We start from the raw sequence: 12724 nt of genomic DNA on the forward strand, positions 1-12724 counted from the left end.
AATCGGTTGTGCGACATTCATGGAAACTGTGAAGGATAGAACGAGAGTGTGTCTACGATGATTGTTTATCAAAATTAATTTATCTTCAGCAAGTACAGATTCTAGAAGTTTATGGGAGGGGCTAGCTCAGTGCGTGATCAAAGATGGTTTGGTGCGATCGCCCTTCTCACGGGTGCTGGTTTTCTGGGCAACTATTTCAATTTGTCTCTCTTTTTTGGGGTTGATTTCCTCTTTGGTAGTATTGCAATACTGATTATTACTTACTACTTCGGCTGCGGCTGGGGAGGCTTGGCTAGTCTCATAGCAAGCAGCTATACTTATGTCCTTTGGAATCATCCATACGCCACAATTATTTTTGTAATTGAGGCTCTATTTGTAGGGTTTCTTTGCAAGCGCCAACATCCGAACCTCCTTTTATTTGATGGGATTTACTGGTTTTTAATTGGAATGCCTCTCGTTTGGCTTTTCTACCGTCAAATGCTGCACATGGAGGCAGCTCAAGTCGTGCTAGTTATGTGCAAACAAGCAGTTAACGGCATTTTTAATGCCTTAGTTGCCAGCTTAATCATTTCTTATGCGCCGATTCATCGGTGGGTTAGGCATTCAAAGCATCTCCATGCCCTCTCTTTACAACAAACTATTTTTCATCTGTTGGTTGCTTTTGTTTTTCTTCCAGCACTGCTGCTATTAGTTCTTGATGGTAGATACTGGGTCGCTCAAATTCAGACGACTGTGCGAACTGAGTTAAAAATAAACGGGACTAATCTCAGTAGTGCTGTATCTAGATGGCAGGAGCAACATCTATTAGCTTTGAATACATTAGCTGAAAAATCGCTCGTTCCAGAAGGCGCAAGTGCTGTAAATCAAGCGATTCAATCATCCGAACAACTACAAAAAAATATTAGCATGATCGAGGAGTTGTTTCCAGATTTTGACAAAATTTATGTTGCCGATGCATCGGGAAAAGTTTTAGCTGCATCTTCTCCTTTAAATCAAACCCCTCGGCGGTTGATAGAACAAATTACTGAACATAAATCTTTAATTACTCTGGCTCAAGAGCCGTTGAAACCTTGGATTACTCCTATCCACAAAGATATATTAATCGACGAACCTCATGTCGGGTTGAATGTGCCACTGCAAATAGAAGGTGATTTTACTGGGCTGATCCATGGTTCATTAGCAGTGAGCCAGATCAAATATCTATACTTTTTTCCGAAAAACAATCAGGAACTACGCATTACATTGCTCGATCAAAACAACCAAGTTATTGCTAGTAATCAATCCGACGAAAAGCTGTTGACCAGTGTTCAAGAGTCAAAGCACGGCAGCACTCGCACCTTAGAGGGAACCTTGCAGCAGTGGGTTCCTAGCAAGGGCAACTATCCGATGATCCGTTGGAAAAACTCTCTATATATACAGGAATTTATGATTTCCCCTGAGCTGAACTGGAGATTACGCTTAGAAATTCCAGCAGCTCCCTATGTAGAAAATTTACAAAATCGCTACAGGATAGATCTGATTATTCTTCTCGTCATCACAATGTTGGCATTTTTGTTTGCAACGGTGGTTAGCGAACGACTGGTAAAGCCGTTATCCTTTTTAGCTCTTGCGACTACTGACTTACCGAACAAGCTTTCAGAAAAAACATTTGAATGGAAACATAGTTCGGTGACTGAAATCAATGAGCTTGCTAGCAATTTTCAATTGATGGCGATCGCGCTAAATCAAAAATTTAGGGAGATTAAACACGTCAACGCTACATTAGAACAGCGGGTTCAAGAACGAACGCAAAGATTATCCAAAATCAATCGCTCTCTGAAAGCTGAAATTAAGAGACGTAAACAAGCCGAAGCTGAACTAAGAACAAGAGAGGCGGCAATACGAGCTTTATATGAAGTCACTGCTAGCCAAAATCTCAATTTTGAGCAGCGCATCCAAGCGCTAATTGACATGGGATGTCAGACCTTTCGGCTTGAATGTGGCATATTGGCGATCGTGCAAGATAATCTTTATGAGGTGATGGTTGCACGATCGCCCGATCGAGTCCTGAAACCAGGTGATGTCTTTGATATTAAGCAAACTTTGTGCTGTGAAGCTTTAGACACAAATGAACCCCTAACCATCGAACATATAGGCACCTCAAAATGGCGTTACCATCCTGCCTATATTGCCCTTGACATGGAAGCCTATATTGGAACACGAGTTTTAGTGGCAGGCAAAGTCTACAGTACCCTCAGCTTTTCTAGTAAATCTCCCCGTGTAGACAGCTTTAAATCGGCCCATGTGGAATTGCTGAAGCTGATGGCTCAGTGGATTGGTAGTGAAATCGAACGGCATCAAGCAGAAGTCGCTCTGCAAGCCAGTGAAGAGCGATGGCAACTCGCCCTACATGGTAGTAATGATGGGGTATGGGATTGGAACGTCCACACCAATGAAGTATTTTTCTCGGCTCGCTGGAAAGAGATGTTGGGCTACCAGGATCATGAAATCCCCAATCAGTTAGAGGAATGGAGTAAACGAGTTCATCCCGACGATATCGGATGGGTGATGCAAGCCATTCAAGATCACTTTCAGCGCACAACCCCGTTTTATATTACAGAACATCGAGTGCTTTGCAAGGATGGGAGCTACAAATGGATTTTGGCTCGAGGGCAAGCGCTTTCGGATGAAGCGGGCAGAGTTGTCCGTATGACTGGTTCTCACAGCGATATTACCAACCGCAAACAGTTAGAGCAGGAAATTCAAGCCAGAGAGCAATTATTGAATGCTTTCTTTAAAGGATCTTCCCTAGCAGGGGTGGGGCTGTGTATATACGATCGGCAGTTTCGATTTTTACAAATCAATGAGGCACTAGCTGAAATTAATGACCACTCTGTGGAGGCTCATTTAGGTAAGACAACCGATGAAATTTTGGGAGAATTTGCTCCTAGTGTAAATGCACTGTTACAACAGGTTTTAACGACAGGAAAACCTTCCATCAGCTTGGAAATGAGTTCAGAAGTAACCAGTCAAACTGGTGCCAAACGCTACTGGCTAACTTCTCATTTCCCCATTTTCAAGGATGCAGAGCAGCCTGTAGGAGTGGGTTGCATTCTGATTGAAATTAGCGATCGCAAACGCGCCGAAGCGGAACTGCAACAAATGAGTGCAGCGCTACAAAATGCCGTGGCAGGCATTTCTAGGCTAGACCCTCAAGGAGCCTATATCTTCGTTAACGAAACTTATGCAGCCATCTGCGGATATCGGCCAGAGGAAATGCTAGGGATGGAATGGCCGAGAACCGTTCATCCTGAAGATATTGAGAAGATGGCGGCTGTTTATCAGCAGATGTTGAGAGAAGGCAGAGTCGAAGTCGAAGCCAAGGGGATGCGAAAAAATGGCACGATGTTCTATAAACAACTGGTGATGGTCTCTGCTTATGACGAGCAAAATGTGTTTGTGGGGCACCACTGCTTCATGAAGGATATTAGCGATCGCAAGCAAGCAGAAGAAGCACTACAACGACAATTGGAAAAAGCCTTACTGCTGAAGCAAATTACCCAAGAAATTCGTCAAAGCCTCAATGCTCAGCAGATATTTGAAACGGCTGCTGTTCAGATTGGGCAAGCTTTTGGGGTCAGTCGCTGCTTAATTCGCACATACCAGGACAATCCACAGCCTCAGTTTCCTGTCGTTGCAGAGTATCTAGCACCCGGCTCAGACTCCAGCGAGGATCGGGACATTCTGGCTGTGAGTCCTGCTTATACAAAACAGTTGATGGCTCAAGATGAAGCCATCGCCTCTCCGGATGTCTACTGCGATTTATTGCTCGCCTGTACTCATTCAATTTGTACCAGTCTCAAATTAAGATCGATGTTAGCAGTGCGAACTTCTTACCAAGGAGAAGCGAATGGTGCCATTTGTTTGCACCAGTGCGATCGCTACTGTCGTTGGACTCCCGATCAAGTGGAGTTGCTAGAATCCGTCGCGACTCAAGTAGGAATTGCTCTCGCTCAAGCCAAATTACTAGAGCAAGAAACTCGACAACGAGAAGAATTAACTCTGAAAAACTTTGCCGTGGAGCAAACTAGACGGGAAGCAGAAGCTGCGAACCGAGCCAAAAGTGAGTTTCTGGCGATGATGAGCCATGAAATTCGCACTCCCATGAATGCGGTTATTGGCATGACGGGACTGCTGCTAGATACAGAACTCAAAGCTCAACAGCGAGATTTTATCGAGACGATTCGCAATAGTGGGGATACTCTCCTGAGCATCATCAACGACATCCTTGACTTCTCCAAAATTGAGTCGGGCAAGCTGGAACTAGAAAAGCATCCCTTGAGCTTGAGAGATTGCATAGAAGGTGCGATCGACCAACTTGCAGTTAAAGCAGATGAGAAGGGGATTGAGTTGGGCTACCTGATCCAGCCTCAGACTCCTAAGTTGATTTTGGGTGATGTCACCCGTCTGCGTCAGATTATAGTTAACTTGCTTAATAATGCGATTAAGTTTACTGAAACTGGGGAAGTTACCATTTCCGTGGAAGCCTCTATAGTTGATTCTGACAAAACGATTTCTGAGCCAGGGAACTTGCCCGAAAGCTTGTATGAAATTCAGTTTGCCATTCAAGACACGGGCATTGGCATTCCAACAGACCGGCTCGATCGACTATTCAAATCTTTTAGTCAAGTAGATGCTTCGACGACTCGGCAGTATGGAGGGACAGGTTTAGGTCTGGCGATTAGTAAGCGACTTAGTGAAATGATGAACGGCATGATGTGGGTTCAAACCCGAGGTCAGGTCGGAGGAACCCCTTCCCCAAAATGGCAAGCCGCTGAGCCTCATCGAATCACAATGGGTTCTACCTTCTACTTCACGATTGTCGCACCCGCTGTTGCTAGTGAGTTAGCGGAACCGATTGAAATGCTACCAGAACTATCTAGCAAGCGTTTATTAATCGTAGATGACCAGCCGACTAACCGACAAATTCTGACGCTGCAAGCCCAGACTTGGGGGATGGAGATTCGCGCTGCCCAATCGGCTGTGGAAGCGCTCAACTGGCTTCAGAGTGGAGAAACATTTGATGTCGCTATTTTAGATATGCAAATGCCAAAGATGGACGGCTTGACACTCGCATCAGAAATCCATCAGCTTCCTAAGTGCCACCGTTTACCACTGGTGATGCTGACTTCAATGGGCAAACCAGAAGGGAGTTCTTCAGCACTCTCGACCCATTTTGCGGCTTGTTTAAGCAAACCCATCAAACAATCCCAGCTTTATGAAGTGCTGACTCAGGCACTACAAGCTCAACCGACAAAAGTTCAACAGCGACCCCCTAGCTCTGTTGAGGATGATATTAAATTGGGTCAGAGACTCCCGCTGCGAATTCTGTTAGCAGAGGATCATCTGGTGAATCAGAAGGTGGCACTGCTGCTGTTAGAGCGTTTGGGATACCGGGCCGATGTTGCTGCCAATGGATTAGAAGTCTTGGAAGCCCTGCATCGCCAGCCTTATGATGTAGTGCTGATGGATGTACAAATGCCAGAGATGGATGGGCTAGAAGCCACCCGCCGTATAGGTGAGGAGTGGCCGGCTCATGCTCGTCCCCGAATTATTGCCATGACGGCGAATGCCATGCAGGGCGATCGCGAGCTTTGTCGGGATGCCGGCATGAATGACTATATCAGTAAACCAATTCGATTAGAGGCTCTCATCCAAGCGCTGAGTCAGTGTCCACCCAACCCGCAACCGCAGCAGGCCCAAAAAGATGAATCAGATAGCAACAAGCCAGAAATTGATATGCCAGCGGTTAACCTTGCAGAACTGCAAGCCTTCTGTAGCAGCATCGATGAAGATTCAACCAAGATTGTGAGCTTGCTGGCGAACTGCTACTTGGAGGAATCTCTCAAGTTGCTACAAGCTATGAAATTAGCGATCGCCCAAGGGGATACCCAAGCCCTAAAGCGAGCCGCTCATACCCTCAAAGGCAGTAGTGCGAACCTAAGCGCGGCTCCTCTGGCCCAGCTTTGTGGCAGGTTAGAAGTCATGAGTACCTCTGGTGAACTCGATCGAGCCTCAACCCTATTGGCTCAAATCGAGGGTGAGTACGATCGTGTCAAGAATACTCTCCAACAAGAACTACAAAAGAGCGAAAGTAATCTATGAAAGTCCCTTAAATAGGCCTCTTTTGGCATCAGGACTTAGGCAACTGTCAGACGCGATGCCGCAAGGCGGCTATGCGATCGCATACCCACGATCGAGCCTGATTCCACATCTTCTGTTAGCATCGGAATTATTCATATATCCCTTCTTTTCATATGCACGGATCAGCCTCAGTGCCTTGTCCCTTGTCATCTGCAGTTCATAAATTCTCTTTTTTTCACCGCAGATGAGGGCAGATAAACACAGATAAACGCAGATTAATTATATCTATTCTGGTTGCAGCCTCTGTGATTGTTGACTGTTGGCAAGATTTTACAATAATGACTAATGAGTAATGACTGCTGGCTGCTGTCGAAGTGGAATCTCGATCACAAACTCAGTACCCTTCCCCAGTTCCGAATTGCATTTTAAAACGCCGCCGTGTTTGTCTACCACAATTTGGTAACTAATTGACAGTCCCAATCCTGTACCTTTCCCCACCGACTTAGTGGTAAAAAAAGGGTCAAATATGCGTTTTCTCATAGATTCCGCAATTCCCGGGCCGTTGTCAGAAATCCGAATCACCGCGCTAGGAACAGTATCATTAAGTTGACCGACAGCAGTAGAGATTTTAATTTGAGGAATTACAGATTGACCGACGAGAAACTTGTGCGATTCTAAAGCATCGATTGCATTGCCAATTACATTCATAAATACCTGATTCAACTGTCCTGCATAACACTCAACTACAGGCAAAATGCCGTATTCTTTCAGTAGCACAATGTTTGCACTGTCCGTATTAGATTTCAGCCTGTGCTGTAAAATTAACAGTGTGCTGTCAATGCCCTCGTGAATATCAACAGCCTTCGTTTGACTTTCGTCAAGACGAGAGAAATTCCTTAACGAGAGAACTATTTGACGGATGCGATCGGCTCCCACCTTCATTGACAATAGCAATTTGGGCAAATCTTTTAGCAGAAAATCCAAGTCAATATCTTCACTCAATTTGTCTATTTCAGCACTAGAATCGGGATATTGTTGCTGGTAAAGTTCCAGCAAACTCAGTAAGCTAGCAGTATATTCACTAGCGTGATTGAGATTACCGTAAATAAAATTAACCGGATTGTTAATTTCGTGAGCAATCCCGGCTACCAGTTGCCCCAAGCCAGACATTTTTTCAGTTTGAATCAATTGAGCTTGAGTGTGCTGCAAATCCTTTAAACTTTGAGCGATTTGTTCTGCTTGGCGTCTGGTTTGAGCCAACAAATCGGCTTGTTGAATAGCTACACCTAACTGATTGGCAATCTGAGCTAAAAAGTTAACTTCTGAACTTTCCCAACAGCGGGGTCCAGAATGTTGATACGCTGTCAGCAAACCCCAAAGTTCTTGTCCTACAAAAATCGGCGCGATCGCATAAGACTTCACCTGAAATTTCTCTAAAATACCGACAACACATTCCGAGTGGCAAACTTGATAAATATCGTCAACAGCTAGAGTTTCATTATTGACATATCTACCGCCTCGGTTTTCCTGCAAATAAGTATCTTGCCAAACCGTACTGATACCTTCCCCTACTAATTTTATCCAGCCATCTTTCACAAACTCTGCCACATAATGGCCACTCCAATCAGGATAAAATTGATAGACCGCAATTCTATCAACTTGCATAAACTGACAAACTTCTTGGGTTGCAGTCTTAAAAATTGCGTTGATATCGAGAGATTCTCGAATCTTGGCTACCACTTCAAACAGTATCCGCTGTTGCTCGGCTGCCCACTGCAAATCGATAGTTTGCTGCCGCGTCTTAGCAAGCAAATCTGCTTGTTCTAATGCTACGCTCAATTGAGCTCCTACTTGCGTAGCAAACTGAATTTCCGAACTGTTCCAATTGCGGGAAATGCCGCACTGGTGCACGCACAGCAAACCCCAAAGTTCGCTGCCATTCATCAGTGGTATAATCACTTGAGCTGTTATTTGAAATTGAGCTAAAAGAGCAGCGTGGCAGTCCGAGAGTCCCGCACTTGCGATATCAGGCAGCACTTGAATGCGTCCCTGGCTGTATTTATTTGCATAGTTCTCTCCAAAAAAAGTATCGCGAACTTTCACAGCCATTGCTGAAGGAAAATCTGGCAAAACATCTTCGGTAATAAATTCCCCTTCATTAAGCTTTGAACTTATATAGAAACGATAAATTCCAACTCTATCTGCATTTAAAATTCGCCGCAATTCTGTAGTTGTTGTGCTAAAAATTGTATCTAAATCGAGAGATTGTCGAATCTTAGCAACTACTTCAAACAGTATTCTTTCCTGCTCTGCTGCCCGCTGCAACTCAACTGCTTGCTGCTGAGTTTGAGCGAGCAAATCTGCTTGTTCTAAAGCGATGCTGAGCTGAACGGAAATTTGGGTAGCAAACTTAATTTCGGAAGATTCCCAGTTGCGGGGAGCCGAACATTGGTGTACGCACAGCAAGCCCCAAAGGTCTTTGCCTTTCATCACCGGTGCAACTAAACTAGCTTTGACCTGAAATTGCTCTAATAGTTGCTCATAGCAATCTTGCAGTCCGGCTTGTCTAATGTCGGACATTGTGTGAACTCGTCCCTGAGAGTAGAGATTGGCATACTTTTCTCCAAAGCAGCGATCGTGTACTTTGACTGCCATTGCTGACACAAAAGCTGGCAAAACATCTTCGGAAACGAATTCACCATCGTTAAATTCTGATGCGGAAACGAAGTGGTAAACTGCCACTCTATCGGCATTTAGAGCCTGCCGCACTTCCTGGCACATCGTACTAAAAATCTTGTTCAATTCGAGGGATTTCCGCATTTTTGCGACCACTTCAAACAGCACTCGCTGCTGTTGGGTCAACTGCTGTAGTTGAGCGGTGCGCTTTTGAACTTGATTTTCTAAATTTGTGTTAAGTTCTTCTATTTGTTGATCGAGTTGGTAGTGGTTAATAGCATTAGAAAAGTGGGTACACAAAATTTGAACCAATTCAATTTCTTCTATTTTCCATTCGCGAATTTGGGCAGTTTTTGACTCTTTCCACGCTTCAAAAGATATCCGAGATTGGGCGAGCCTCCCGTCGCTATCAAACTGTCGAGCCCAGAGAGTTTCGGTGTCAAATTCTTCTCGAAAAATGCTCAAGTAACCGAATATTTGCTGGCGGGTTTTGAGCGGTACGATTAAAATACTGCGAATTTTGGTCGATCGAAATGCAGGTTGCAGGCTTCTCAAACTGCTAATTTGGTACAAGTCGGGAATTACCCAAACCTGTTGCTCGCCGGATTTAAAATATTCGTGCCAGACGCTGTATTGCTCAACCTGCGGGTATTTTGCGGAAATTCCCATCTTCGGCCCTGAGCCACAAGTGTAGACTGTGAGTTCTCGATTCGAGTTATCCGAATAGCGAACTAGATTCGTAACCTTGCTGCTTTCGGAAATGAATGGCGTGGCGAAAATACACAGCCTGCCGCCGGCGGCGTCTAGTGCTGCTACCGATTCTACCAAAGCTGTTTGGAGTTCAATCGCCGGCTGGTAGTGAAGGGCTGCGGCGACGCGGTTGACGGCAGCTTCCCGTTGAGCTTTCGCCCTCGCTCGGGCGAGGAGGGTTGATTGGGCTATGGCGACGCCGAGCTGATCTGCCACCATCTGAACGCCTTGGAGTTCGTTTTCTGCCACACTCCGGGACTCGGAGTGGTGAGATACCAACAACCCCCAGAATTCTTCGCCGTGAAAAATTGGTACTACCAAGCAAGCCTTGACCCCTAGTGCAGTCAAGTATTCAGCATGGCAGGGGTCAACCGCACGAAAGCGCATTTCGTCGTCGGGCAGCAGTTCGCCCGAAACCGCCTCGCGGCGCGGACTTTGGCCTAGCTGCCCGGAATCTATATCGACGATCGATCGCACCTGTACTTGCGCGAACAGTTCGCGGGCGTGAGGGGGAATATCGTCTGCTGGAAAATGGAGGCCCAATAGGGAGGGCAAGCGGTTGCCGTTAATTGATTCGGCAATCACTTCACCGCTACCGTCGCTATGAAATTTGTAGATTTTTACTCTGTCTGTTCCCAAAAAGGATTGAACTTCCGCTGCTGTTGCGCTCAGAATTTCGGGGAGTTCTAGAGAGCGGCGAATGCGGTTGGCGATGCGTTCGAGCAAATTTGCTCGATCGAACCTCACCTTGACATTTTCGATCTTTAATGAGTCCATTATTAATCTTTTGCTTTCCTAGCAATAACAGTAAGCGACCCAAAAGTTTTGTGCTTGTTAAAAAAATCGGCAAGCACAGCCATTTAATAAAATATAAATATCCTGAGGGCAATGGTCGATTAGTTGTGCACCTGTAGCGATCTGCCTTCAAATTACCACTTTTAATTGTGTGGGATTAAAACTTTTGTACTTTAAATATAAACTTTGTAGAGTCTGCCTTGCAAGCTCTGTACCCCAACGGATTAAAATTGTCAATGTTCAAGACTTGTAGAGTCATTCACCGCCACCGATGAAGGTAGCACCGAAATATGTCCGTCCTGGATGCAAAAGCTCGCTGAGGAACGAGCTGACGGAAAAAAACAGCATTGAATTCAACAGGTTAACTCACAAACCGGTTTTCTACGTATAGGATTGTATCTGCTGCTAAGGGGCTCGGAGAACTGTCGATCGACAATCCGCTGCTTTTTCAGATATTATCATCCGATCAAAAAAAGCTCCTGCGTTAAGCAGGAGCCTTTTTCAACTAGACAGTCAAATCAGAAATAAATTCGATCGATTAGTCTAAGTCTGGCATAGAAAGTACCGCTTCATTTTCGCGATCGATACCCTTCTCAAAGCCAGCGACAGCCGCGCGAGCGCGACCAGCGTGCCACAAGTGGCCGACCAAGAAGAAGAAACCCATCACAAAGTGGAAACAGGACAGCCAAGAACGAGGAGAAGTGAAGTTAAACGAGTTAACTTCAGTCGCCACACCGCCCACAGAGTTCAAAGAACCCAAAGGAGCGTGAGTCATGTACTCAGCCGCGCGGCGAGCTTGCCAAGGCTGAATGTCATTCTTGATTTTGTTCAAGTCCAAACCGTTAGTACCGCGCAAGGGTTCCAACCAAGGGCCTTGGAAATCCCAGAAACGCATCGTTTCACCGCCGAAAATGATTTCGCCAGTAGGAGAGCGCATCAGGTATTTACCCAGACCGGTGGGGCCTTGTGCAGAACCGACGTTAGCACCCAAGCGTTGGTCGCGGATCAGGAAGGTCAAAGCTTGCGCTTGAGAAGCTTCCGGGCCTGTCGGACCGTAGAATTCGCTGGGGTAAGCAGTGTTGTTGAACCAGACAAAGCAGCAAGCGATGAAGCCCATCAGGGACAAAGCGCCCAAGCTGTAAGACAGGTAAGCTTCGCCAGACCAGATTAAGGCGCGGCGAGCCCAGCCGAAAGGCTTGGTCAAAATGTGCCAAACACCGCCAGCGATACAAATCAGGCCGAGCCAGATGTGACCGCCGATGATGTCTTCCATGTTGTTGACGCTGACAATCCAGCCTTCGCCACCAAAAGGAGAGCGAACCAAGTAGCCAAAAATCACAGCCGGGTTCAGAGTGGGGTTCGTGATAATACGCACGTCGCCGCCGCCCGGAGCCCAAGTGTCATAGACACCGCCGAAGAACATAGCCTTAGCTACCAGCAGCAGAGCGCCGCATCCCAACAGAATCAGGTGGTAGCCGATGATATTCGTCATCTGGTTCTTATCTTTCCAGTCGTAGCCGAAGAACGAAGAGTATTCTTCGAGAACTTCTGGGCCGCGAACGGCGTGATAAATGCCGCCCAAACCGAGAACAGCAGATGAAATCAAGTGAAGAACGCCGACTACGAAGAACGGGAAGATATCCGTAACTTCACCGCCGGGGCCGACGCCCCAACCCAAAGTCGCGATGTGGGGCATCAAGATTAAGCCCTGTTCGTACATGGGCTTTTCTGGGATAAAGTGAGCGACTTCAAACAAAGTCATTGCACCGGCCCAGAACACGATCAAGCCAGCGTGAGCGACGTGTGCGCCCAGCAGTTTGCCGGAGAGATTGATCAAACGAGCGTTGCCAGACCACCAAGCGAACCCGGAGGATTCTTGGTCGCGACCGCTTGCGTAGGAATTAGAGAGCGTTACCACCCGGTAGAACCTCCAACGATTTTAGATTTTGGATTTTGGGTTTTTTTGTTCCCTAGTAGGGCACGGTATCACCGCGCCTGCGCCAGGGAGTAGGGATTTGGATTTCAGATTAAGTTAAAAATATTAAATTAATCTGAAATCCAAATCCTGATTTTTTTAAAGTGCGTTACCGCGAGGCAGAACTTCTTCAGGGAAGATGAAGTTTTCGTGGGGTTGGTCTGTCGGAGCCATCCAAGCACGAATGCCTTCGTTAAGCAGAATGTTCTTAGTGTAGAACGTTTCAAACTCAGGATCTTCAGCAGCGCGCAATTCTTGTGATACGAAGTCATAGGCGCGCAGGTTTAATGCTAAACCGACGATGCCAATGGAACTCATCCACAAGCCCGTGACAGGTACGAACAGCATGAAGAAGTGCAACCAGCGTTTGTTGGAGAAGGCAATTCCGAAGATTTGCGACCAAAA

The 12724-nt window shown here is 46.2% G+C and carries 3 protein-coding genes and 1 pseudogene; 1 reads left to right on the plus strand and 3 read right to left on the minus strand.

All coding sequences use genetic code 11. From position 1 onward, the window contains the following. Window positions 1-129 precede the first annotated feature (129 nt). A complete protein-coding gene (locus tag QUA53_RS23630; RefSeq protein WP_333100114.1) occupies window positions 130-6144 on the plus strand; it encodes a response regulator in 6015 nt (2004 codons plus the stop codon). Between the two features lie 321 nt (window positions 6145-6465). Here QUA53_RS23630 and QUA53_RS23635 read toward each other — a convergent pair whose 3' ends face one another. The 3 genes and pseudogenes from QUA53_RS23635 to QUA53_RS23645 form a co-directional block, all read right to left on the minus strand. Next, window positions 6466-10326, minus strand: coding sequence for a GAF domain-containing protein (locus QUA53_RS23635; RefSeq protein ID WP_333100115.1), 3861 nt, complete (start codon window positions 10324-10326; stop codon window positions 6466-6468). A gap of 556 nt (window positions 10327-10882) precedes the next feature. Beyond that, window positions 10883-12262, minus strand: coding sequence for a photosystem II reaction center protein CP43 (gene psbC, locus QUA53_RS23640; RefSeq protein WP_333039523.1), 1380 nt, complete (start codon window positions 12260-12262; stop codon window positions 10883-10885). Between the two features lie 156 nt (window positions 12263-12418). Continuing rightward, window positions 12419-12724 (minus strand): annotated as a pseudogene (locus QUA53_RS23645) (photosystem II D2 protein (photosystem q(a) protein)); the annotation flags it as partial.

The organism is Microcoleus sp. Pol12B3, assembly GCF_036701355.1.
Taxonomy (GTDB): Bacteria; Cyanobacteriota; Cyanobacteriia; order Cyanobacteriales; family Microcoleaceae; genus Microcoleus.